A 22958-nucleotide genomic window follows, 5' to 3' on the forward strand; every position below is an offset into this window, starting at 1 on the left:
GTACCCATGTGGTGGATATATATCTTAGTTTTCCTGCTCACCTTCGGAATGATGGAATTTATGGCGTGGTTTACGCACAAGTACGTCATGCACGGTTTCCTGTGGTCACTCCACAAAGACCATCACCGTAAGGACCATGACTCCTGGTTTGAGCGTAACGATACTTTTTTCATTTTCTACGCGGTGATAAGCATTGGGTTCTTTTTGCTGTGGCGTTATGATATCCTTGAAATAGGCCTGGCCATCGGGTTGGGAATATTCGCCTATGGGCTAACCTACTTTTTGGTGCACGACATCTTCATCCACCAGCGGTTTAAGATATTCCGCAATGCTACCAGCCGCTACGGCAAAGCAGTTCGCCGTGCCCACAAAATGCACCACAAACACCTTGATAAAGAGCATGGGGAATGTTTTGGGATGCTCCTGTTCCCGATGAAGTATTGGAGGAAATAATTTTTGCCGTTTGGTTTTTCCGGTGATCTTTTAATTAAATTTATCGGAAAATCAACACTGATGAAAACATTCCTTGCAGGGATATCGCTGCTGGCGGTACTTGCGAACTACTGCACCCCAATCCGGAAAACTCTTCCATCACAAACCGGTTACACCGGAGCGGCGGCAGATTCCGGATTTGTACGTAAGGAACAAGCCGTAAAGCTCCTTTTACAGGCAAATTACGATTTGGGGTACGAATTGGAGCCAGGGCAGCGTGACACACTGGACCTCAATCTGCATGACATCACGGATACCGACACACTTGGCAAATACTACCGCATGGATAACGGCAATTATCTTGCCTGCCTGCCGGATGTAATTCATCCTGATCGTTTTTCAATCCTTGTACTTCTCGAATATTCACCTGATGGTAAGGTACTCCAGGCAGAGCCTTTTTATGGGGGTATGCACTTCTGCTGCTGGGATAAATACTATGACACCCTTAACAAGCATGAGGAAGGCTACTATAGCATAAATACGTGTGGTACAGGGTCGGGACATTGTTCCTCTTACACACATCTTTTTAAAGGTTTCGGTCAGCAGGGCGGTTATATATGCACTTACATTTGGACAGGATGGTGCAAGCCGGGACGCAAGGCAATGCTGGCATGCCATCTTACCTCAAAAATGGAAATTAAAAACGACACTGTGACCATGCATTACAAAATGGAGCACCTGAAAGAGCGCCGCAACGGCAAATATAAAACAGTCTTCTCGGAAAAATTCGACGTAAAATATGTGGAGCGGGAGCAGGGTTGGGTAGCACTCGACAGTACTAAGATTAATGATTTTCCGTATTAGACAAAAATCCCCCGCAAGCCAAAACTTACGGGGGATCCTACTAACCTAAACAAACCTATTTATTTTTGAGCAGTTGCTGCAGCGGTGCAAACTGCTGTGTATCTATATTGGCCTTTTCCAATAACCCTGCAATGGTCAGTACATTGTTTGGTGTCATGTCGTCGCCCAGTACGCGTACAACGCCAAAACCGTTGTCCTGGTTGTGCACGAATACTACAAATTCATCAATATTCTCGCCTTCACCCTTAGTACTGATGGATGCGCCGCTCGTACCGTTGTTAAACTTCATCAGTTCTTCATACTCCGATTTTACAAGCGTCCGGACCTGGTCTTTTTCTTTGTTATATTTTGCATGGTCCACATCCAGGCTGTCCGCTTTATATACCAGCACATTGAACTTATGCAGCGATTTAAGCGCCTTTGTTTCTTCAGGAGACAGCTTAATGTTCTTGGTATCTATGAAAGTCGGGGCGATGTCAAGGCTAACAAAGCCCGGGTTGCCACCTTTTTCAACATAGTATTTTTGTAAAGTAGGCTCGTTGGAGCACGAGGCAAGCAATAGCAGTGCGAAGCTGGCTAACAGTATACGTTTCATGGCTCTTATTTTTTAGATTTTGAAGCTTTTTTCAGTTCGGTACCACCCGGCAGGCTCATCTTGTCAGTCAGGATGGATATCTGGCTTAGGTCGAAGTTGCCTGTAAGCGACATGATGATGGTTTCCTGCTTGCCGCCGTCCATGAACATGAGCAGTTCGCGCACTTGGGATGCCGTAGTTCCCGACTTCACGTAGATCTTAATGTTCCGGCCTCCTTCGTTGATGCGCATCAGCTCTTCAAGCGGGTTATTTTTCAGGTAGGCATCTACAGTAGCCTTCATTTCGGCGCTGTATTTGGAATTCACAGTGCGGAATACCTTGAGGTTGTCCAGCTTTTTAATCAGGTCGATATACTGCTGGTAGTTCGCCTTGTCCTCACCGGTAGCCTTTACCTGCGACATCAGTTGGAACATTTTTTTGTTCACTATTACGCTTTCAATGCCTGCCTTGTCCTCAAATTTGTCAAAGGCGGTTACCTGTGCGTGCATCAGGGTTGGCAATATGGCAAATACTAAAGCTATTATCAGGTTTTTCATGGTCTTCATTTTTAGTTCTTTTGTTTTTGGTGTTTTTTAGGGCATGGAAGGGCTTATTTTTTAAGCCCCTCAATGTCGTTCAGGTTCAGTGTCCCGGTAAAGGATACCAATACCAGGTCCTTGTCATCTCCGCCTTCAACAAATATAAGGCCTTCCTTGATGATGGATTCTGTTTTGCCTTGTGCGGCATAAATTTTCACTTTTTGGCCGTCCTGGTTTATGCTCATCAGTTCGGTAAGTGGGTTCTTTTTAATATATTCTGCTACCGATGCCCTAAGCGCATCCTTGTGCTTTTTTTCCTTAGTGGTAAATACCTTCAGGCCCTCTATGTTTTCTGCCATATCAAGGTAGCTTTGGGTCTTTTTGTCATCGGAAACCTTCACTTCGCCAAGCATCTCGAACATCTCCTTATTCACGGTTATAGACGATATGCCCTCCACGTCCTGGAATTTGTCAAATGCTTTTGTTTGTGCAAAGGTTACAAAAGGCATTGCTGCCATTACTGCTGTGATTATAAACTTTTTCATGATTATCAGTCTTTAAATATTGTTTTTCTTGATTTTTCGTATTCTCCTATGTAATTAACGCTTTCAACACCCACGTTTACATTTTTGGAGAGCATGTTCAGCGCCTTCTGCGTTTCCCTGAAGGCTACCTCGGGGTCGTCATAGGTGCCGAGGTCCCCACTCGCAGGCTGCTCATGGTTATTAAAAATGGTAAACATGCCCAGCATTACCGCAACGCTTGCCGCAACCGATATCCATGGCCTGTAATTCCTTTTGGCTTTCAGTGGCAGCGGCTTTTCAAATTGCTGTGTGCCGGCCTGGGTAAAATACCCGAACATTGGCCTGTACTGCTCCAGGTGCGGCGCCACATCCGGTGAAGAAAAATACAGCTGCAGCTGTTTCTCTTCGGCAATACTGGTTTCTGCATCAAAATATTTCTCCAGTAGTATCTCAATTGTTCGTAATTCCATAGCGGTGTGTTTTTAATAGTTCCTCCCTCATTGTCTTCCTGGCCCTGGACAGCGCCACCCTTACAGCGGTCTCGTTCATGTCCATTATTTTGGCTATTTCCTCAAATTCATATTGTTCAATGTCCCTCATCTGCAATATCAGCTTCTGCTGTTCGGGCAATGTTTCCATTATCTTTTCAGCCCATTCCCAGCTGTCCCTGTCCTCTGCCTGCTGCTGCAATCCTGCCTGCCGGTCGGTGTAGTTGCTGTGCACTATCCGCATCTCGGTAGCCCTTTTGGACTTCAGCTGGTCCAGGCAGTAGTTTTTGGTCATTGTCATCGCCAGGGCTTCAACGCTCGAGTAGCTTTCCAGCTTCGCCTTGTTGTTCCATAGCTTGACAAGCACCTCCTGCGTGGCGTCCTCGGCCTCCTCGTTGCTCACGAGCAGCCGTTTCGCCAGCCGGTACAGCCGGTCCTTAAACGGAGAGATCACTTTTATGAACTCTTTCTGATCCATTACTGATGGTGGTTTGTTATTGGTTTATAAAAGGAAGACGAATAGGCATAACTTTTGTTACAAGCTATATCAAAATTATTTAAATTTACGTTCTGTAAAAAATTGAATTGCATGAAAAAGATAAGATTATTAATGGCTTCGCTGCTTGTTGGCGCGCTTGCCTTCACAGGGTGCGAAGACATGGACGACAATGCCGTACCCGTAAACGACTTTATATGGAAAGGACTTAACCTTTATTATTTGTGGCAGGCTGAAGTTCCGGATCTCTCGGATGAGCGGTTTGCCAACCAGGGCCAGCTCAATTCCTACCTTGAAGGATTTTCCAGCCCTGAAGATCTATTTGAAAGCTTGCTCTACCAGCGCGGCACTGTAGATCGTTGGAGCGTATTGGTGCCTGATTTCCGTGTATTGGAAAATGCCCTGCAAGGTGTTGTAAAAAGTAACGGTATGGAATTTGGCCTTGTCTATACCGATGGTACCCAAACGGCTATTTTTGGTTATGTAAGGTATATATTACCCAATACGGACGCTTCTGCTAAAAACATTCACAGGGGCGATATTTTTTATGGTGTAAACGATACTCCCCTGACTCCTGAAAATTACCAGAGCCTGCTTGGCGCGGATACGTATACCCTCAATATGGCGACGTATAATAATGGCGTAGTCACCCCTACAGGTACTACAGTAACACTAACGAAAGCTGAGTATGCCGAAAATCCGGTGTACAACGTACAGGTTACCGAAGTAGACAACCACAAAATCGGATACTTTATGTATAATGGTTTTTACAGCAATTACGATTCCGACCTCAATGCGGCCTTCGGCAATCTCGCTTCGCAGAATATTACCGACCTGGTCTTGGACCTTCGCTATAACTCCGGAGGCTCTGTGCGCACAGCTGCCTTTCTTGCCAGCATGATTACGGGACAGTTCAATGGTGAGCTTTTTGCCAAGCAGCAATGGAACAACAAACTGCAAAGCTATTACGAGGACAATAACCCCGATGCGTTGCAGAACCTGTTTACCAATCAACTATCAGGAGGGGCATCCATCAACAGCCTTCACCTGAATAAAGTATATATACTTACAACGCGCTCTACAGCTTCGGCGAGCGAATTGGTAATCAACTGCCTGAAGCCATACATAGATGTTGTGGTGATAGGCGATACCACTACAGGAAAAAATGTGGGGTCTGTAACACTATACGATTCACCTGACTTCGGCAGGAGCGGCCGAGACGGAAGCCACAGGTATGCGATGCAGCCCATTGTTCTGAAAACCATAAACGCCGATGGCTTTGGTGACTATAGTGCCGGCATTGCGCCAACCGTAGAATTACGTGAGGATTATGGCAATATGGGTGTTATAGGCGATCCTGCAGAACCGTTATTTGCGGCTGCGATTGGCGACATTACCGGAAACGGCAGGCCCATATGGTCTCCATCCAAAAAGCATAAAGGCTTTAAAGATTCAAAAAATATACGCCGCTTTGGTACCGAGATGTATATAGACGAGATGCCGGCGGGATCGGCAGCGTTACAGCCAATACCATAAAAGCGAAAAACTCCACCATGTCGGTGGAGTTTTTCATTATAGAAACAATTTAATAGCCTGAATTAATCGTTGAAATAGAATCCTGCAGGAGTTATCCCAACGGTAAAAGATTGCGGTGTCCCACCGGTCAGTCCGTACACATGTACTTTTCCGTTTGAGTTGAAGTTACCTGCATCGCCGATATAGATGCGTCCATCCTCAACTGCAAAGGCAGATACGCCATATACGCCTTGTTCTGTTGTGGTAAATATAGGTTCAGAAGGAAGTGTAGCAGCGTTCTTTGCCATGGTATAAATGTCAGAACCTTCGGTGAAATAAATTTTATCATCCTCTATTACAAGGTTGGTAGGGTGGCTCGTGCCGGTAAAACCAAGTGTAGAAGTTACCGAATTGTTAGAAAGGTTGATAACCACAAGGCTGCCCGGGGTTTCAGGGGTTGGTGCCCATGATGGTTTTCCTTCGCACATTACATAAAGCTTCCCATCTTCCTCTTCCATGGTGTTAGGCACATCACCAACAGCAATCGTAGTTACAACCGCATTCGTTGACCCATTGATAACGGTAACTGAGTTGCCGTACCCATAACCTCCTTTATGCGTAACATACAGTTTGCCGTCCTCTTCAAGAATGCGCTCCGGGCCTTCCGCTACAGCGATCTCCGAAGTTACAGTATTCGAAGAAAGGTTAATAACTGCTATATAGTCGTCAGTTGTAACGCCACCGTCACCCCAGTTGGTTACAAATGCCTTGTTATTGCTAAAGGCAATGTATCTTGGGTTGTCAAGCCCCTGGCTTATAGTACCAACGTGTGCAAAAGTGTAGCGGTTTACGATTTCGATTTTGTTCGAAGCATTCATTACAATGTAGGCAAGGTCGCCTTTAAAGCCAATGTCCTGTGCTGTATCACCAAGGATGTGGCCCGGGTTTACTGCAGCGAAAATGTTGTTCTCCAATAGTAGGCCGTCAGAAAGGAAAGAAACGGTAGAGTTGCTTTGGCCGAAGTTACCTTGGTTGATGATGAGCATTCCGTTGTCATAAGCACCGGATGGCGCATTTCCATTTGAGTCGTCGTCGCTACAAGATGCAAATATTAGCGATCCTGCAAGCGCTGTAAGGATTAGTTTGTTGATTTTCATTGTATATCAGAATTTAAAATTAAGGTACATATTGTAGTAGCGTCCCGGCATGGGGCGCATGATCACGTTTTGGTATTCCTCGTTCCAAAGGTTGTTTGCCTGTACTCCCAGTGCAATGCCTGAAAGCACTTTGAAATTATATTCAGCCCCGATGCCGGAGACATTGTAGGCATCAAGATTGTAGGCATTGTCCGTACTGGTAAAAACTTCCCCATTGAACACATGCCGGTAATATCCCGAAAAGCCCTTATAAGCATAGGCAAGTGAGGCCGTAGCCTTGTGGAGCGGTACATAAATGAGCTGTTCGGTTTTCCCGTCCTCGCGCGATACGGTATAGGCATAGGTGCCGTTAAATTCCAGTTGCCCTCCACCTATTTTCTTTTTCCAGTTCAGGATGGATTCCAGGCCATAGGTATTAACTTTATCCACATTCTCAGGCCTCCAAATGCCGCCCGCAGAAGGTACCCAGCGCAGCATGTCCTGCAATTTGATGTAATAGCCGGTCAGCGTAAAAGTAAGGTTGCCAAAATGCAACACATTGCCCAGTTCTGCCTGGTACGAGTTTTCATGCTTCAGGTTAGGATTTCCTGTGCCCTGCCAGTACAGGTCGTTGAAGGTAGGTATCCGGAAGTTGCGTGAAGTATTGACTTTAATCGTGTAAAAGGCAGCAGCTTTAATGGCTGTTCCTGCCGAGAACAGCAGCGGGCTTTCATAGGCATTGGTAATTTCCTTTCGGATACCCAGTTCGTAATGGAATTTTTGCGAAACCTGGTGCTTCATTAGCAGGCTGCCCGAACCAATGCCTCTTTTTTCAGACAGTATGTCCGAACCTTCCCCATTGTTTTGGGTGTAGTCGATAATCGTATTAAATTTTATCTTTTCGGATATATCATATGCCAAATCATATTTCCCGATGAATGTTTTTACCTTTCCGAATGTATAGTTGCTGTTTTGGTGGTTTTCGTAATACCTGTATTCTTCCTGCAGGTAAGCAACTTTTATCTTCGATGTAAATCGATTATAGTAACCCGCCCATTCAAGCAGGTTGCGGGTATTGGTGTCATAGTATTTACTTTTTGAAGGAGTGCCCAGCGTTCCTGAAAAGTGCCTTTCACCATCATAAACATAACTGTAAAGCTTCAGGATGTTCCTGTCATTCAGTTGGTAGGCAAAAGCGGCATTCAAACTGGTGTTATGATACTGGCCATTCTCATTTTTCATGTCCCATCCCGGGTAGTCATAGTCGTTATCCGAACTGTTGCGGCTAACGCTTAGACCGGTACTCAGCTTTTCACCGGATGCTTTCAGGTTGTAGTTCGCCCCGAACGTGTTGAAGCTGCCGTAATCTATGCGCAGTGAATTGTCAAACTTATCACCGAAAGTAAGGTCATTATCCAGGTGGATGCTGCCGCCAATAGCACTGCTTCCGTAAATGACACTGCCGCCACCGGCACGTACTGTAACCGAATTAAAGTCGCGTGCATTGATGATGTTGAAATCTGTTTGCCCGTTCAGCTGCGAATTGATGTTGATGCCGTTCCATATCACGGCCGTCTGTTGGGCAGTAGTGCCGCGGAAGGAAGGGGATGCCACCATTCCGAGTCCATTCTCCTTAAAATAAATCACGGTATTGTATTGCAGCAACGAAGTAAGCGATGTGCCGTTCCTGCCTGGTAAGGAATCGTTCAGTTGCTGTGTGGATTGTGTGCCTGAGAACTCAAGTAATTGCATATCTGAAACAATCACTTCCTGCAATTGCACAATGGTGTCATTCTGCGCAAAAATGAATTGGCACAGCAACAGAAAAAACGGTAAGATGATTTTTTTACAAGCCATAATCCCTGAACCTTTTTTCCCGAAGGTCCGATATTAGTTATGCTCAAGGCAGGTCTCCTGGCTTGCGTACTGTTGTTTACCTTCCCGCCTTTACAGACAGTGGTTTGCAGTTAACAACAGCCTTCCGATTTACAATCGGAATAAGCTTACAGTTGCGGGAACAGCCCGGGATTTTAACCCGGTTCCCTTTTAATGCGGCACGCCGAAAAATGCGCCGCAACCTTAAGTTGGCGCAAAGATAGCATTATTAGGGACTAATTTCATCTATATGATTAATTTTTGATTTAGTCTCAAATAAGGCTGGAGCTGAATTTTCAATCATAAACAATAGTTAAACGATATGTTTTTAAATGATATTAAATTATCTGGCCTTACCTTTGGTTTTAAGAAAATAAAAAGCCATGAAAGTTTTAATAACCGGGGCTACCGGGCTCGTGGGAACCGAGCTCGTATCTTTACTGCTTAAGAATGGTATCCATATACATTATCTTACCACATCTGAAAAAAAACTACAACACGAAACGCAATATAAAGGTTTTCTCTGGGATCCTGAAAAAGGTGAGGCCGATGTACGTTGCATTGAAGATGTAGATGCTATAATCCATCTTGCAGGGGCTTCCATCTCCAGGCGCTGGACTGATGCTTATAAAGAAGAAATCCTGGAAAGCCGGGTTGTTTCGGCCAACCTGCTGTACAAAATACTCAAAAACCACAATCATACTGTAAAGCACTTTATTTCAGCGTCAGCCATAGGTATATATCCGGACAGTACAGACAAGGTATATTCTGAGGATAGTCCTGAGGCAGATGACTCATTCCTTGGGCAGGTAGTCACGAAATGGGAGCAGGCTGCCGACCTTTTTTCCCAATTGGGCATTTCGGTCACAAAAATAAGGACCGGACTTGTGCTTTCCGGAAAAGGAGGTATGCTCAAAGAACTTGAGCTGCCGGTCAAATTCGGTTTAGGTGCGGCTTTCGGAAACGGAAAGCAAATGCAGTCATGGATACACCTGCGGGACCTGGTGGGTATTTACCATTTTGTACTTATGCACCATCTGGAAGGGATATACAATGCTGTGGCGCCCTATCCCGTTAGCCAAAAACAACTAATCAGGCAAATAGCAGAAGCATTAAAGGTGCCTTTTTTCCTCCCCGGAATACCTAAATTCATGATGAAGGCCATTTTAGGAGATATGCATGAACTGCTTTACTCCAGCCAGAATGCAAGTGCAAAAAAGATCATTGGCGAGGGCTACCAATTCCGTTACCTTTCACTTGAAAAGGCATTGAAGCAGGAATTGCACTAGTAGTATCGGGATGATGGGTTAACCTTAGATTATTTTGATGGAAGTAGTTCTTTTAGGCAATAATCCCTATATTTCGCCATAAATAACCGTCTTGCATGAAAAAGCTTTTCGCCTTCGTCTTTCTCCTTTTGCTATCGAATACATTTGCTCAAACCGCCTATAGGTTTAAAGGAGATTTTGGCGAAGTGCAACAGGAAGAAATCCTGAAAAGTGCTGACTCCCTTTTCTATTTTCTGCCAAATATAGCCCTTAATGTTTCGACCAACCACCTTCGCCCTTACAAGGAAATACCTGTAGATAAAACTTACCAGCCCGGTTATCTGGAGGAACAACAAAAACTTTTGAAGCAGCATCCCGGTGATGCGACTGTCTATAACAACATTGCCAACTATTACCAGAATAAAGGCGATCTCAAGAGCGCGCAGGAAAATTATACAAAGGCTTTGGAAAACCTGAAGCTACAGCCCAAAGCCAAGGATTCGGCGAGCTTTTATTCATTAAGGGCAATCATTAAATTGAATCTGGGACAGGAGGGTGTCGGGGACATTGAAAAGGCGCTTGCCATCAACAAATCTGATTCTATTTCCCAGGTGTTTTATCCGCTATTCCTTGTGGGCAGGCAGGACTTTTCCAAAGCGCGAAAAGTCGTTACCGATGCGCTCGAAGATAAGGATAACCATATGAAGGATTTTAATTATATCATGCTGGGGATGATTGAGATGTATGAGGTTGCTTCTAAATTTAATGGGTTAAGTGATGAGGAAACTGAGTTGCTGATGAATAAGGATATAGCTAAAATAATCGACTTTGATGCTAATGACAGGTACATGGATAAAAAAAATCCATGGTACAACAGGGCAAAGCAGATGTTGGGCCTTTTTAATGGCATTATAAAGTACTCACAGGGGCTCGAACCCGGGGGCAGCTTTACACCAACGCAAAGCGACATTGCCTATATGGCGGCTAAAGAGGAATACTTCAAAAAAGTGCTGAAAGAAAAGAATGCCAGTCTGTACGGTGCATATTTCAGCCTGGGTATTATCAATTATTCGCAAAAGAAGTTTACTGAGGCGAATGGCTATTTTGAAAAGGCGTTATTGTCTTTTCCAAAAGACAAAGAAGGCTTTCAGTTCAATACTGCAGAGATATATGATAACATGGCCGGAGTGTACTATATGCAAAAAAACTATGCGAAAGTAAAGGAAATACTTTTGAAGAAAGTTGCCCTGAAATCGCTAAATGCCATGATGCGGCGTGACGATTACACACACATTGCTGGGATATGTCTTGAGCAAAATAATTTGGTGGAAGCTGAAACCTATGCACAGTTGGCGCTGGAGGCCGATGACAGCTTTGCGGCCAACAGTATGCTGGCCTACATCAGCTTTAAGCGCAACTACGGCCTTTCGGCAGAGAAATACCTGCAAAAGGCTATGGCACAAATAAGCAACCAGGAGGAAGTGTGCAAGGCGCTTACTATGGTAGCAGCAATACAATTGGTAAATGGTTCACCCGATGGTGCTTACTCGGTGTATAACGACCACAAATCCTACCTTGAAGGTTATGAGTGTGACTGCGAGGCGATGTTGGAGAGGTATGTGGTGGAATAATTAAGGGTTGGGGACAATTATTTTTATGCTGAAAGATGGTGCTACAAGCTGTTCCTTAGCTATATCTGTCCCAAAAGAATTTTTGTAATCTTTCGTGAGCCAATCATTAATATTTTGCCATCCGTTTTTTGAAAAGCTATATCTTTCGCAATACTTTTTGTTATCTGATTGATGCACAGCAAAGCCTAAATTGACTGTTGAATTTTCTACCAAATTGCCGTTTTGGTCAAATTCTCCAATAGCTTCAAGGCCAATGTATGCTCCTTCTGAAGGTAAAATTAGATCATATCCAGACAAGTCAATTTCTATATGGCCTTTAACACCGGGTTTAAGTATTCCGGTAATATTTTCAGAAGAAATTTCATTTCCAGGCCAAATTTTGTCTTCTATTGCTGAATAAAGATGAAAGCGATAACCTATATGGTATTTCTTAGTTTGCGTGATGAATATAAAGGATTGTATACGGGTGGGTTTTTTATATGGGTTTTCAATATAAACAGCTACAATTCCGCCTTTATTGATGCCTCTATACTTTTTATTGTTTTTTTTGTCGCCATATCCAATGGTCTTTATTTCGGCATTACTGCTAATAATGACTTCATCAAGTTGGATTATTTCTTTTTCTAGGTAGATAATATTTGTAAGTTCATTCTTTTGTAAAATTAATGGTTTGTAACCAACGCAGGAAAATTCTATTGAGTCAAAAGCTTTTGTAGTGTCTATTTGTATTTTCCCATCAATATCACAATAATTGCCCTCAAGAGTTTTTCCATTTTTTAATAAAATGACCGATGCAAATTGAACTGGTTGGTTTGTTTGGATGTCAGTAATTATTACTGATATTGCTTTGCAGCTACTACTAAAACCAATCAATAGAAGTATTATCAAGAATTTATTCATAATTAAACATATTACTGCTCCGTCCAACAAGATTTGTTTGACGGAACAGTTGATTTATAGTTCAGATGTTCTATCCTGGAGGACAATCGCATGGGAAAGTAGCAGGTACTTCATTTCCTGTGTTAGGATTTATTGTCATTACTTGTTTTGGAGTATCATTTGTTGCGATCCAAAAAGCATAATAAGTATAATACTGTCCATAAGAACAGCCTCCATCGCCATTTGAATTAGGCCCACAAGACCCGTTTTCAATTGACGAGCCAAAGAATCTCCTGGGTTTTATTAACCTTTCAGAACTGGTGCTGAATGGTGTAAAGCCGCCGCTTTGATACAATGTGTCATGTGACAAATCAAATGAGTTTCTTTTATAACCTGAGCCTAAAATACTATACTGGTTCAATGTGCTCGTTGAGCGAATGTGCTCCATATAAAAATCTTCTGAAGGAGTTTCAAGCAAGTAACCTCTCAATGTTTCTGTTCCTGATGAAGTAGCATAAATTTCTGTAACATAATATGAGATTCCGGCTTCACGAATTTCTGAACGGGCTGCGTCAATCCTGTATGAAGAACTCCCATAGAGCGTTGTAAATAATGTCCTGAAGTCCGCAGATCCCCTGCTCATCTGTTCCAAATTTCCTTCTCCTTCGATCGCTGAAGATTCATTAATTTTTAAATCTTCTTCGCTACTGCACCCAATAATTAAGGTAATGGCAAATAGCCAAAATAATAAAAATAATCTTTTCATTTTTGTAGTTTATAATGATTAATTAATTCTATCCGCGCGCAGTAGTACTTGGTTGTGAGATCAAACTTAATTAACGAATTGTGAAAAAAAAATATAATTTAAAAAATATTTATCGTATTTTTTGTTTATTATTTAACAAATAAATAATAATTTATTTTTTATTTAAGATTTTAATGTTGGTCGACTTATAATATACATTTCAGCGATGCTCTAATTTAAGTTTTTAAATGTAATAAATTGTTAATAACTTAAAAGCTAATTAGAGGCGATTTAAGCCATTATCTCCCGTATTTGATTATATTTGTTCGTTAAACTTAAAATCTGTTTAAGAACCCAATTTTATGAGTGAAGAAATAAAGAAAAACAATTATTCGGCAGATAGTATTCAGGCCCTTGAAGGGATGGAGCACGTAAGGATGCGCCCTTCTATGTATATTGGCGATGTGGGTACGAGAGGGCTTCACCACCTTGTGTATGAGGTTGTTGATAACTCGATAGATGAAGCGCTGGCCGGGCATTGTGATACTATTTTTGTTGCGATTAATGAAGATAATTCCATTACTGTCGAAGATAATGGCCGTGGTATACCGGTAGATATACATAAAAAAGAAGGCGTATCGGCTCTTGAGGTGGTAATGACCAAAATTGGTGCCGGCGGTAAGTTCGATAAGGACTCCTATAAAGTTTCCGGAGGTCTTCACGGAGTGGGTGTTTCGTGTGTTAATGCACTGTCAGACCACCTGAGGGCGACCGTATACCGCGATGGTAAAATTTACGAACAGGAGTACGAGCGCGGTAAGTCGATGTACCCGGTAAAACAAATCGGTACGACTGAAAAAAGAGGTACAACTGTAACCTTCAAGCCGGATACTACCATATTTACCCAGACGACCGAGTATTCGTACGATACCCTTGCGGCACGTATGCGTGAGCTTTCGTTCCTGAACAAAGGCATCACCATAACATTAACCGACAAAAGGGAAAAGGACGATAAGGGTGAGTTCGTGGGTGAGACTTTCCATTCTGAGGAAGGCTTGAAGGAATTCGTCAAATTCCTTGATGGTAACCGTGAGCCTATAATAGCGAGTGTTATCAGCATGGAGACTGATAAAGGCGAAGTGCCGGTTGAAGTAGCCCTTATCTACAATACCAGCTATAGTGAGAACATTTTCTCGTATGTAAACAACATCAACACCCACGAGGGGGGTACCCACCTTTCGGGCTTCCGCCGCGGGTTGACCAATACACTTAAAAAGTATGCCGATAACTCCGGGCTTCTTGAAAAGCTGAAGTTCGAGATTTCTGGTGATGACTTCCGTGAGGGGCTTACTGCAATCATCTCGGTTAAAGTTCAGGAGCCGCAGTTCGAAGGGCAGACCAAGACCAAGCTGGGTAACCGTGAGGTAGTGGCGCCTGTGAGCCAGGCGGTAAGCGAAATGCTTGAAAACTATCTGGAGGAAAACCCGAACGATGCACGTACTATAGTACAAAAAGTTATCCTGGCGGCACAGGCGCGCCATGCGGCTAAAAAAGCCCGCGAAATGGTACAGCGCAAAACTGTTATGGGTGGGGGCGGACTTCCCGGCAAACTTTCGGACTGTTCTGAGCAGGATCCTGAAAAGTGCGAGATATTCCTTGTGGAGGGTGACTCTGCAGGCGGTACTGCCAAGCAGGGTCGCGACAGGGCGTTCCAGGCTATACTGCCATTGAGGGGTAAGATCCTCAATGTGGAAAAAGCCATGCACCACAAAGTGTTTGAGAATGAAGAGATACGCAACATATTCACCGCACTTGGCGTAACCATTGGTACGGCCGAAGACAGTAAGGCACTCAACCTGGAGAAGCTGCGTTACCACAAGGTGGTTATCATGTGTGATGCCGACGTTGATGGTTCGCACATTGCCACGCTGATCCTTACGTTCTTCTTCCGCTTCATGAAGGAGCTTATTGAGAATGGACACGTATATATTGCTACACCACCGCTTTATATGGTGAAAAAGGGTAATAAAAAAGAATATGCGTGGACCGATGTACAGCGTGATGTAGCTTCTGAAAAGATGGGTAACGGTGCTACCATACAGCGTTATAAAGGTCTTGGTGAAATGAACGCCGAGCAGCTTTGGGAAACTACACTTGACCCCGATCACCGCACGCTGCGCCAGGTAAACATTGACAGCCTTACAGAGGCCGACAGGATATTCTCGATGCTTATGGGCGATGAGGTTCCGCCACGAAGGGAATTCATAGAAAAGAACGCTGCTTATGCCAAGATCGACGCGTAAGCCGTTTATTATAGGTATGTCTGCAATAGCTCTCCTGTTTTCGGGCAGGGCAGTTGCGCAGACGGATACCGAACTTGCATTAACACAAATAGGGCATCTGTTAGACGATGCCTTATTTTTTTCGGACAAGTATGTAACCCCGGCTACCGATGCGGCAGTGTACCAGTCGTCATCAGGATGGGTGAACAGCCCGAAAGCAAAGGGGTTGTTCGAGGTGACCTTCGGATTGCATGCGAATGTGTTTTTCACACCGCAGCGCGACAGGACCTTTAAGATACAGAACAGCGATTTTACCTTTTTCCAGCTGGAAGAAGGCACAGAGGCTACAGTGCCTACATCGTTAGGGGATGACCATCAGGTATATCTTGTGGGTACCCTCGGGGATAGTGAAGTAAGGCTCGAAACACCGGAAGGCATCGATATGCAGACGGTGGCTTACCCGTACCTGCAGGGCAGCATTGGCCTTTGGTACGATACCGAACTGATTGCCAAATATTCAACCCGCGTAAAACTTAAAAAAAGCAACTACCAGGTATACGGGGTAGGCCTGAAGCATACTTTCAGCCGTTATTTTAAGGCACTTAAAGAGAATAATATCCACTTATCAGTGATGGCAGGATATTCCAATGAAGAGGTGTCTTTTAATTTTCTTGATGTAAAGACGGATTACGGTACGCTTGGCATCGATGAAATTACCGGCAATGTCGATACCTGGCAATTCCAGCTGAATGGCTCCAGGGAATTTGGGAGATGGGAGGCCATGGGCGGGTTTATAGTGAACACCAGTGATATCAAGTACCATGTAAGCGGCCCGAAAGGAACGATAGAAGAGTTGCTGCCTTTCCAGAAAATACTGAATACCCGCCTTGAGGAAATCTATAAAACCAAAGTGAATTATATAGGAGAGGCGTCATTGCGCTACAATATTGGTAATTTTAACGTGCAAACTATACTTGCTTTTGGTAAATTTGTAAATACTAATATATCTTTACAGTATACATTTAACAGTAACAAACCACAAACACAAGAATTATGAAAGTAACAATAGTTGGCGCCGGAAATGTGGGCGCTACGTGTGCCGATGTTATCTCCTACAGGGGAATTGCCAGTGAAGTAGTTTTACTTGACATTAAAGAAGGTTTTGCAGAAGGTAAGGCTATGGATATCATGCAATGCGCAACCACTACAGGCTTCAATACCAAAGTGAGCGGCGTAACCAACGATTACTCCAAAACAGCGGGCAGCGATGTAGTTGTGATTACATCGGGCATACCAAGGAAGCCGGGGATGACGCGCGAGGAGCTTATCGGTATCAATGCGGGCATCGTAAAATCGGTTGCCGAAAATGTATTGAAGCATTCGCCTGATACAATTATCGTAGTTGTATCTAATCCAATGGATACAATGACTTACCTAACGTTAAAAGCTACCGGCCTGCCGAAAAACAGGATAATCGGTATGGGCGGTGCGCTGGATAGCTCGCGTTTCAAATATTACCTGTCAAAAGCACTTGACAGGCCGTCGAACGACGTGCAGGGCATGGTAATCGGTGGTCATGGCGATACAACCATGATACCGCTTACAAGGCTGGCTTCGTACAATGGAAGCCCGGTATCCAATTTCCTTTCGCAGGAAGTGCTTGATAAAGTTGCTGCCGATACCATGGTAGGTGGTGCTACACTTACGGGCCTGTTGGGTACATCGGCCTGGTATGCACCTGGAGCATCGGTTGCTTACCTGGTAGACAGCATCCTAAACGACCAAAAGAAAATGATAGCCTGCTCTGTACTGCTTGAGGGTGAGTATGGCCAGGAGGATATCTGCATGGGAGTTCCGTGCATCATTGGCAAAAACGGCCTTGAGGAGATCATCGACATCAAGCTTGATGAGAAGGAAAAAGCATTGTTCGCCAAGAGTGCCGATGCGGTAAGGGCTATGAACGGCGACCTGAAATCGGTACTGGCATAACACCTTATTATATATAGAATTTCAAAAGCCGCGATGAGCGGCTTTTTTGTTGGATTATTACGGATATTTTTCAGTCATTCACAGTTATTTGCGATGCTGTTCGTCAGTATAAAAGCGTTGAAAATTATTGTTTCACGACTTTGTCATAATTCCCGCTGCTGCACGGGTCTACAAAAAAGTAATCCAGGTTAGGGCCAGGAGAGGGCATGGCGGTAATTATCGGGTCGGTATTGTTGTCGTGGTAATTGTTGTAATAGCGGTTATCTTCATCCTTCATGTAAAGACGATAAAAGTCAGCTTCATTGGCAGGAGCCTGAGAGGAAGTGTCCTGTTGCGGCTTGTTGTTTTTAGCATAAAAAATGATGTCATGCTGCTTTTGCTCCTCTATTTTCTGAAGGCTTTCTTTAGCGGCAGTGGTAAGGCTGGATGGCAATTGAGCCTCCTGTCCGTGTGCCTGTAAGGCAGCTAAAACAATTGCGGAGAGGGTGAAAGGTCTTATCATGATGCGACTGTTTTACCAAAAATACAAAATAATTTTATCGTAAACCCTTAAAACTATGTATTTCCTGCGGATTTCGTTTTTTATGATAATGTTAGTAAATAAGTTGGTTTATCAAACGGTAAATTATATATTTGCTCGTTTTTAAAAAATGGAATATTTTAATTTAAGTAATAATGCAGAATAAGGGACTCATTAAATTTTTCGCAATCATATTTGCGTTAGTGTGTATTTACCAGCTCACGTTCACATATGTATCGCATGGTATCCAGGATGATGCCAAGGCTTTTGCCAAAGGTGATACAGATAAAGAGGTAGCTTACCTCGAACAAATGAAGGATTCGGTAGTTTATCTTGGTTACACTTATAAGGAAGTAAGTGATAAGCAGATAAACAAAGGGCTTGACCTTGAGGGCGGTATTAACGTAATGCTGGAAATATCAGTAAAAGACATACTTCGCGGGCTTGCAAACAATTCTACCAACGCTGTTTTTAACCAGGCGCTTGACAAAGCTACTAAAGACAGGGAAGGTAACCAGGATTACCTGGATGCATTCTTTATTGCATTTGACAAAGTATCCCAGGGTAAAGAAAAACTTGCTTCGCCGGAATTGTTTACAAACAGGATCATGGATCAGGCGGTAAACACTTCGATGACCGATAATGAAGTGAAGGCGGTACTTAGGAAGAAAGTGGCTGAAGCCATTGATAGTGCTTTCGGTGTACTTACAGAGCGTATAGACAAGTTTGGTGTTGTTCAGCCAAACATCCAGAAAATAGGCGAATCAGGACGTATCATGCTTGAGCTTCCGGGCGCTAAGGATATAGATCGTGTTAAAAAGCTCGTTTCAAGTACAGCGCAGCTTGAGTTTTGGGAAGCTTATAAAACAAGCGAATTGCAGATGTTCCTTATGTCTGCAAACCAGGCCCTGATGGCAACTGAAAAAAAAGTAGAGACAAAAGAAGAAGTTAAGACTACAGCAAACGACTCTATCGAAAAGCTTTTGGGAGGCAAAGATTCGCTTAATGCGGCCAAGAAAGGCAACAACCCGCTTTTCGACAAACTTATGCCTAACCAAAACGGTGGGCCTGTGTTGGGTTATGCTTCAACAAAGGATACTGCCGCAATCAACGGTTACCTTAACAGGGGTGATATCCGTTCACTGCTTTCAGGCGACCAGCGTTTTGCGCGTTTCGCATGGGGTAAGGAAGCTGCAGGCAGCAAAGGTATCCTTGAGCTTTATGCCCTTAAAGGAAATAAAAGCAACATTGCGCCACTTGGAGGAAATGTAATCACGGGTGCTAACGATGCATTCGACCAACAGGGACGTCCGTCTGTAGAAATGCAGATGAGCCCTAAAGGAGCTGTGAAATGGGAGGAGATGACTGGTAAAGCATACAGGGAGCAGGGCTTTATTGCTATTGTCCTTGATAATGTTGTTTATTCTGCTCCGGGTGTTACTACAGGCCCTATTTCCGGCGGTAACTCACAGATTACCGGTTCGTTCGACGTAACCGAATCAAAAGACTTAGCTAACATTTTAAGGGCTGGAAAACTTCCTGCAAAGGCTGAGATTGTACAGTCGGAGATTGTTGGTCCGTCATTGGGACAGGAAGCTATCGATAACGGTATCATGTCGTCAATAGTAGGTTTATTGCTTGTATCGCTTTGGATGGTGGTTTACTACGGTAAGGCCGGTTGGTATGCTAACGTTGCTCTTCTTGTGAACCTTCTGTTCCTTTTCGGTGTGCTTGCAAGCTTTGGCGCGGTGCTTACATTGCCTGGTATTGCAGGTATCGTACTTACAATGGGTACTGCCGTGGATGCGAACATTATCATCTATGAGCGGGCTAAAGAAGAATTGCGTGCCGGTAAAACGCTTGAAGAAGCCGTTAAAATATCATATAGCTGGAGGGGTGCAATGTCATCGATCACCGATGCTAACGTAACACACGTACTTACAGGTTTGGTACTATTGATTTTCGGTACAGGCCCGGTTAAAGGTTTTGCTACTACGCTACTTATAGGTATATTCACTTCACTGTTCACTTCTATTTTCATCGCAAGGCTATTTCTTGATAATGATATCAAAAAAGGCAATGTTGTGAACTTTGTAACCGGTATGTCTAAAAACTGGTTTACCAACTTCCATTTCAATTTCCTTGGGGCGAAGAAGTTTACCTACATTTTCTCTTCACTTGTTGTTATTGTAAGTTGTGTTTCTTTCTACGTTAACGGACTTGATCAAGGTATCGACTTCGTAGGTGGGCGTACTTTCCAGGTTAAATTTGAAAAACCTGTTGTTGTAGATGAGGTTAAAGCAAACCTTGAAAAGGAATTTGCAAATGAATATGTTGATGTTAAGGTGTTTGGTAATACATCGCAATTGAGGATCACCACTAAATATAAAGTAAAAGAAAACACGGTTGAGGCGGATACCGAAGTAAACCAAAAACTTTATAATGGCCTTAAAGGTTACTATACTAATCTTGATTACGATAAATTCGCTAACAGTTACACAGGTAAAAATCTTGGTATCATGCAGGCATCTAAAGTAAGTGCTGTAGTTGCTGATGATATTAAGGCAAACTCAATATGGGCGGTTCTGGGCTCAATGGGTATCGTATTCATCTACCTCATGGTAAGTTTCAGGAGGTGGCAATATTCTCTCGGAGCGATTGCTGCCGTTGCACACGACGTTATCTTTGTGTTAGGTATCTACTCGCTATGCTATAAGTTTATGCCTTTCCACATGGAAATGGACCAGCACTTCATTGCAGCGATCCTTACGGTTATTGGCTACTCAATGAACGATACGGTAATCGTATTTGACAGGGTTAGGGAATTCCTTGCCGGTAAGACAAAAGGTAAATTTGCCGATATCGTTAACGCTTCAATCAACACTACCATGTCAAGGACTATCAACACGTCATTTACAATGATATTGGTACTTCTGATCATGTTTATTTTCGGTGGTGACTCTATCCGCGGATTTATTTTCGCAATGCTTGTGGGTATCGTAGTAGGTACATACTCATCACTATTTATCGCTACGCCGGTACTGGTAGATACGGTTCCTGCCAAAGATAAAGACAGGATTGAGCACGAGCACAACGACGAAGTGGTTGTAGCAGAGAAAGTAAAATAGTTACTTGGTAAAAATATTGTAAACCTGCTTATGAAAATAAGCAGGTTTTTTATTTTGCATCATAACAAGTTCTAAAGCCGGTAGCATTTGAGCAATTTTTAAACTATATTAGCGTTCAATTTAAAACGAAACTTAAGTTATTTCTATGCTAAACTTCCAGAATGCTGACAGCCTTGCTACAGCAAACCAGGCCGTATCTACCGATGGTACAGTTGTAACCGAGAAAACATTATCTATTTGGGAACTCCTTACAAGCGGCGGGCTTGGAGGGCAGCTCATAATGATTGTTTTGGGGATTCTCTTCTTTGTTGCGATCTACCTTTATATTGAGAGGTCTATGTCCTTAAAAGCAGCGTCAAAAATAGATAAGGGCTTCATGAACCAAATAAGGGAGCATGTTGTGCACAGGAGGTTTGATAATGCAAAACTGCTTTGCCAGCATACCAATTCCCCGGTGGCGAGGCTCATTGAAAAAGGGATTTCCAGGATTGGGAGGCCCCTTGAAGATATTAACACCGCTATCGAAAATGCAGGCAAGCTTGAGATATACAACCTTGAGAAGAATGTGAGCATTCTCGCTACCATATCAGGTGCAGGGCCAATGATAGGCTTCCTGGGTACAGTAGTTGGTATGATACTTGCTTTCCATGAGATAGCAAGCGGGGGTGGCCAAATTGAGGTTGGCGCACTTGCAAGCGGAATTTATACAGCTATGACCACTACTGTGGTAGGCCTTATTGTAGGTATCTTTGCCTACATAGGCTATAATCACCTGGTAGTAAAGACTGATAAGATTGTGAACCAGATGGAGGCCAACGCGGTAGAGTTCCTTGATTTATTAAATGATCCTTTATAAGTATGAAGTTCAGAAGCCGAAATAGGGTTACGCCCGAATTTAACATGTCGTCGATGACCGACATTGTGTTCCTGTTGCTGATATTTTTCATGCTGACATCGACAATGGTTACTACCAATGCTTTGGACCTTAATTTGCCTAAAGCTAAAGGTAAGACAGAAAATACAAAAAGCATATCGGTCAACATCAATAAAGACCTTCAGTTTTTTATTGATAAAGATCCTGTAAGCGAAGCAGATATTGAGGCAAAGCTTTTGCAGATGGTGGGGCAGTCGCCTGATAAAGCGATCATACTGCGTGCCGAGCAGGGTGTGCCAATAGAGAAAGCCGTGAGTGTAATGGACATAGCCTACCGCAATAAGCTAAAGATTGTATTGGCGGTAGACCCAAAATAAAAAGCCATGAAATACCTGGAAACAGAAAATGAGAAGAAATCATTTGCCATCACAACTGTAATATTTGTGATCATACTGATTTTGTGCTTTTTCCTGGGCATGACTTATTTTGATCCGCCGCCTGAGAATGGTATTGCGATCAACTTCGGTACAAGCGAGTTCGGTATGGGTGAAGTGCAGCCCATGGAAAATGTGGCATCGGCACCACAAACACAATCGGCCTCACAGTCTGTACCGCAAACAGACCAGGTGGCAACACAGGATGTGGATGATGCTCCTGTAATTACTAAAAAAGAGCCGCAAAAACAAACGCCAAAGGAAACGGCTAAACCGGCACCTAAGCCCTCGCAAAGTACCGAGGATGCCTTAAACAGCCTTATAAACGGGCCGAAATCAGATGGCAAACCCATCGACGGTCAGGGGAATACAAACAAGCCGGGCGACCAGGGCAGGGAAGATGGCGATCGTAATGCGGATGGCGACGGTGATGGTAAAGGAAAAGGCAAGGGGCGCGGAACCGGTGTAGGTAATTATAAGCTAACGGGAAGAAAAGCATTGGCAATGCCGGCTCCTAATTATACCTGCAATGAGCAGGGTACGGTAGTTGTTGAGATTGCCGTCGACAAGGATGGGAATGTTATTTCTGCTACTCCCGGGGCAAGAGGCACTACCAATACTGCAAGTTGCCTATACAGCCAGGCTAAAGCTGCAGCCATGAAAGCCAAATTCAATGAAGGCGAATCTAACAAGCAGGTAGGGACAATTGTCTATAACTTTAAGCTGACGGATTAAAAGAACTCTCTTGTTACGTGATTTTTTTAT

At 43.6% G+C, this 22958-nt stretch carries 22 protein-coding genes and 1 riboswitch; of the genes, 12 read left to right on the forward strand and 10 right to left on the reverse strand.

Annotated elements, in window-relative coordinates:
* Positions 1-6: 6 nt before the first annotated feature.
* On the forward strand, positions 7-453 hold the full coding sequence (locus tag OGH69_RS00985) for a sterol desaturase family protein (protein WP_265172564.1): 447 nt from the start codon (positions 7-9) through the stop codon (positions 451-453).
* 60 nt (positions 454-513) lie between these two features.
* Positions 514-1296: a hypothetical protein gene (locus tag OGH69_RS00990; RefSeq protein WP_265172565.1), complete on the forward strand. Its 783-nt coding sequence runs from the start codon at positions 514-516 to the stop codon at positions 1294-1296.
* A gap of 55 nt (positions 1297-1351) precedes the next feature.
* Here the strand turns inward: OGH69_RS00990 and OGH69_RS00995 are convergent, their stop codons facing one another.
* From OGH69_RS00995 to OGH69_RS01015, 5 genes are read right to left on the reverse strand one after another with little or no spacing between them, the layout of a single operon-like run.
* The gene (locus OGH69_RS00995) at positions 1352-1891 is read right to left on the reverse strand and encodes a DUF4252 domain-containing protein (protein ID WP_265172566.1); all 540 of its coding nucleotides are present in this window, start codon (positions 1889-1891) and stop codon (positions 1352-1354) included.
* Positions 1892-1896: 5 nt separating this feature from the next.
* Positions 1897-2427: a DUF4252 domain-containing protein gene (locus tag OGH69_RS01000; protein ID WP_265172567.1), complete on the reverse strand. Its 531-nt coding sequence runs from the start codon at positions 2425-2427 to the stop codon at positions 1897-1899.
* 53 nt (positions 2428-2480) lie between these two features.
* A complete protein-coding gene (locus tag OGH69_RS01005) occupies positions 2481-2954 on the reverse strand; it encodes a DUF4252 domain-containing protein (protein WP_265172568.1) in 474 nt (157 codons plus the stop codon).
* Between the two features lie 5 nt (positions 2955-2959).
* Positions 2960-3403, reverse strand: coding sequence for a hypothetical protein (locus OGH69_RS01010; protein WP_265172569.1), 444 nt, complete (start codon positions 3401-3403; stop codon positions 2960-2962).
* A complete protein-coding gene (locus OGH69_RS01015) occupies positions 3384-3899 on the reverse strand; it encodes an RNA polymerase sigma factor (RefSeq protein ID WP_265172570.1) in 516 nt (171 codons plus the stop codon). Before OGH69_RS01015 ends, OGH69_RS01010 begins: the two co-directional genes overlap by 20 nt.
* A gap of 111 nt (positions 3900-4010) precedes the next feature.
* Between OGH69_RS01015 and OGH69_RS01020 the strand changes: the two genes are divergently transcribed.
* On the forward strand, positions 4011-5453 hold the full coding sequence (locus OGH69_RS01020; protein ID WP_265172571.1) for a S41 family peptidase: 1443 nt from the start codon (positions 4011-4013) through the stop codon (positions 5451-5453).
* A 62-nt stretch (positions 5454-5515) separates the two neighbouring features.
* Here OGH69_RS01020 and OGH69_RS01025 read toward each other — a convergent pair whose 3' ends face one another.
* Positions 5516-6589, reverse strand: coding sequence for a DUF5074 domain-containing protein (locus tag OGH69_RS01025; RefSeq protein ID WP_265172572.1), 1074 nt, complete (start codon positions 6587-6589; stop codon positions 5516-5518).
* 6 nt (positions 6590-6595) lie between these two features.
* Positions 6596-8425, reverse strand: coding sequence for a TonB-dependent receptor plug domain-containing protein (locus tag OGH69_RS01030; RefSeq protein WP_265172573.1), 1830 nt, complete (start codon positions 8423-8425; stop codon positions 6596-6598).
* Between the two features lie 29 nt (positions 8426-8454).
* A riboswitch (cobalamin riboswitch) is annotated at positions 8455-8665 on the reverse strand.
* A gap of 161 nt (positions 8666-8826) precedes the next feature.
* Between OGH69_RS01030 and OGH69_RS01035 the strand changes: the two genes are divergently transcribed.
* Both OGH69_RS01035 and OGH69_RS01040 read left to right on the forward strand, forming a co-directional pair.
* Positions 8827-9732, forward strand: a complete 906-nt coding sequence (locus OGH69_RS01035; protein ID WP_265172574.1) for a TIGR01777 family oxidoreductase — start codon at positions 8827-8829, stop codon at positions 9730-9732.
* A 95-nt stretch (positions 9733-9827) separates the two neighbouring features.
* Positions 9828-11342, forward strand: coding sequence for a tetratricopeptide repeat protein (locus OGH69_RS01040; protein ID WP_265172575.1), 1515 nt, complete (start codon positions 9828-9830; stop codon positions 11340-11342).
* Here the strand turns inward: OGH69_RS01040 and OGH69_RS01045 are convergent, their stop codons facing one another.
* Positions 11343-12269: a peptidase associated/transthyretin-like domain-containing protein gene (locus tag OGH69_RS01045; protein WP_265172576.1), complete on the reverse strand. Its 927-nt coding sequence runs from the start codon at positions 12267-12269 to the stop codon at positions 11343-11345.
* Between the two features lie 43 nt (positions 12270-12312).
* Positions 12313-12987 (reverse strand): hypothetical protein, encoded by a 675-nt coding sequence (locus OGH69_RS01050; protein ID WP_265172577.1) that lies wholly within the window; start codon positions 12985-12987, stop codon positions 12313-12315.
* A 341-nt stretch (positions 12988-13328) separates the two neighbouring features.
* Here OGH69_RS01050 and gyrB point away from each other — a divergent pair, with 341 nt between their 5' ends.
* The 3 genes from gyrB to OGH69_RS01065 are packed head-to-tail and all read left to right on the forward strand — an operon-like array spanning position 13329 to position 17237.
* Entirely contained in the window at positions 13329-15269 is a 1941-nt protein-coding gene (gene gyrB, locus OGH69_RS01055; protein ID WP_265172578.1) for a DNA topoisomerase (ATP-hydrolyzing) subunit B, read from the forward strand.
* Positions 15270-15285: 16 nt separating this feature from the next.
* On the forward strand, positions 15286-16305 hold the full coding sequence (locus tag OGH69_RS01060) for a DUF6588 family protein (protein ID WP_265172579.1): 1020 nt from the start codon (positions 15286-15288) through the stop codon (positions 16303-16305).
* Complete coding sequence (locus tag OGH69_RS01065; protein ID WP_265172580.1) at positions 16302-17237, forward strand: malate dehydrogenase; 936 nt, start codon at positions 16302-16304, stop codon at positions 17235-17237. The genes OGH69_RS01060 and OGH69_RS01065 overlap by 4 nt, the downstream gene beginning before the upstream one ends.
* 124 nt (positions 17238-17361) lie before the next feature.
* On the opposite strand, the gene OGH69_RS01070 is transcribed toward OGH69_RS01065, so the two are convergent.
* A complete protein-coding gene (locus OGH69_RS01070; RefSeq protein WP_265172581.1) occupies positions 17362-17739 on the reverse strand; it encodes a hypothetical protein in 378 nt (125 codons plus the stop codon).
* Positions 17740-17912: 173 nt separating this feature from the next.
* On the opposite strand from OGH69_RS01070, the gene secDF reads away from it, so the two are divergent.
* From secDF to OGH69_RS01090, 4 genes are all read left to right on the forward strand, one after another.
* Positions 17913-20885 carry a protein translocase subunit SecDF gene (gene secDF / locus OGH69_RS01075; RefSeq protein ID WP_265172582.1) on the forward strand — a complete coding sequence of 991 codons (2973 nt, stop codon included), beginning with the start codon at positions 17913-17915 and terminating at the stop codon, positions 20883-20885.
* Between the two features lie 145 nt (positions 20886-21030).
* Positions 21031-21741 (forward strand): MotA/TolQ/ExbB proton channel family protein, encoded by a 711-nt coding sequence (locus OGH69_RS01080; protein WP_265172583.1) that lies wholly within the window; start codon positions 21031-21033, stop codon positions 21739-21741.
* A gap of 2 nt (positions 21742-21743) precedes the next feature.
* Positions 21744-22136 carry an ExbD/TolR family protein gene (locus OGH69_RS01085; RefSeq protein ID WP_265172584.1) on the forward strand — a complete coding sequence of 131 codons (393 nt, stop codon included), beginning with the start codon at positions 21744-21746 and terminating at the stop codon, positions 22134-22136.
* A gap of 6 nt (positions 22137-22142) precedes the next feature.
* Positions 22143-22928: an energy transducer TonB gene (locus tag OGH69_RS01090; RefSeq protein ID WP_265172585.1), complete on the forward strand. Its 786-nt coding sequence runs from the start codon at positions 22143-22145 to the stop codon at positions 22926-22928.
* Positions 22929-22958 lie beyond the last annotated feature (30 nt).

The organism is Flavobacterium sp. MFBS3-15 (genome assembly GCF_026107645.2).
Lineage (GTDB): Bacteria > Bacteroidota > Bacteroidia > Flavobacteriales > Flavobacteriaceae > Flavobacterium.

What these genes read in the sequence shown, in the direction of transcription:
- OGH69_RS00985 (WP_265172564.1), top strand. Translation starts at nt 7, where the DNA reads ATGTGGTGGATATATATCTTAGTTTTCCTGCTCACCTTCGGAATGATG.
- OGH69_RS00990 (WP_265172565.1), top strand. Translation starts at nt 514, where the DNA reads ATGAAAACATTCCTTGCAGGGATATCGCTGCTGGCGGTACTTGCGAAC.
- OGH69_RS00995 (WP_265172566.1), bottom strand. Translation starts at nt 1,891, where the DNA reads ATGAAACGTATACTGTTAGCCAGCTTCGCACTGCTATTGCTTGCCTCG.
- OGH69_RS01000 (WP_265172567.1), bottom strand. Translation starts at nt 2,427, where the DNA reads ATGAAAAACCTGATAATAGCTTTAGTATTTGCCATATTGCCAACCCTG.
- OGH69_RS01005 (WP_265172568.1), bottom strand. Translation starts at nt 2,954, where the DNA reads ATGAAAAAGTTTATAATCACAGCAGTAATGGCAGCAATGCCTTTTGTA.
- OGH69_RS01010 (WP_265172569.1), bottom strand. Translation starts at nt 3,403, where the DNA reads ATGGAATTACGAACAATTGAGATACTACTGGAGAAATATTTTGATGCA.
- OGH69_RS01015 (WP_265172570.1), bottom strand. Translation starts at nt 3,899, where the DNA reads ATGGATCAGAAAGAGTTCATAAAAGTGATCTCTCCGTTTAAGGACCGG.
- OGH69_RS01020 (WP_265172571.1), top strand. Translation starts at nt 4,011, where the DNA reads ATGAAAAAGATAAGATTATTAATGGCTTCGCTGCTTGTTGGCGCGCTT.
- OGH69_RS01025 (WP_265172572.1), bottom strand. Translation starts at nt 6,589, where the DNA reads ATGAAAATCAACAAACTAATCCTTACAGCGCTTGCAGGATCGCTAATA.
- OGH69_RS01030 (WP_265172573.1), bottom strand. Translation starts at nt 8,425, where the DNA reads ATGGCTTGTAAAAAAATCATCTTACCGTTTTTTCTGTTGCTGTGCCAA.
- OGH69_RS01035 (WP_265172574.1), top strand. Translation starts at nt 8,827, where the DNA reads ATGAAAGTTTTAATAACCGGGGCTACCGGGCTCGTGGGAACCGAGCTC.
- OGH69_RS01040 (WP_265172575.1), top strand. Translation starts at nt 9,828, where the DNA reads ATGAAAAAGCTTTTCGCCTTCGTCTTTCTCCTTTTGCTATCGAATACA.
- OGH69_RS01050 (WP_265172577.1), bottom strand. Translation starts at nt 12,987, where the DNA reads ATGAAAAGATTATTTTTATTATTTTGGCTATTTGCCATTACCTTAATT.
- gyrB (WP_265172578.1), top strand. Translation starts at nt 13,329, where the DNA reads ATGAGTGAAGAAATAAAGAAAAACAATTATTCGGCAGATAGTATTCAG.
- OGH69_RS01060 (WP_265172579.1), top strand. Translation starts at nt 15,286, where the DNA reads ATGTCTGCAATAGCTCTCCTGTTTTCGGGCAGGGCAGTTGCGCAGACG.
- OGH69_RS01065 (WP_265172580.1), top strand. Translation starts at nt 16,302, where the DNA reads ATGAAAGTAACAATAGTTGGCGCCGGAAATGTGGGCGCTACGTGTGCC.
- OGH69_RS01070 (WP_265172581.1), bottom strand. Translation starts at nt 17,739, where the DNA reads ATGATAAGACCTTTCACCCTCTCCGCAATTGTTTTAGCTGCCTTACAG.
- secDF (WP_265172582.1), top strand. Translation starts at nt 17,913, where the DNA reads ATGCAGAATAAGGGACTCATTAAATTTTTCGCAATCATATTTGCGTTA.
- OGH69_RS01080 (WP_265172583.1), top strand. Translation starts at nt 21,031, where the DNA reads ATGCTAAACTTCCAGAATGCTGACAGCCTTGCTACAGCAAACCAGGCC.
- OGH69_RS01085 (WP_265172584.1), top strand. Translation starts at nt 21,744, where the DNA reads ATGAAGTTCAGAAGCCGAAATAGGGTTACGCCCGAATTTAACATGTCG.
- OGH69_RS01090 (WP_265172585.1), top strand. Translation starts at nt 22,143, where the DNA reads ATGAAATACCTGGAAACAGAAAATGAGAAGAAATCATTTGCCATCACA.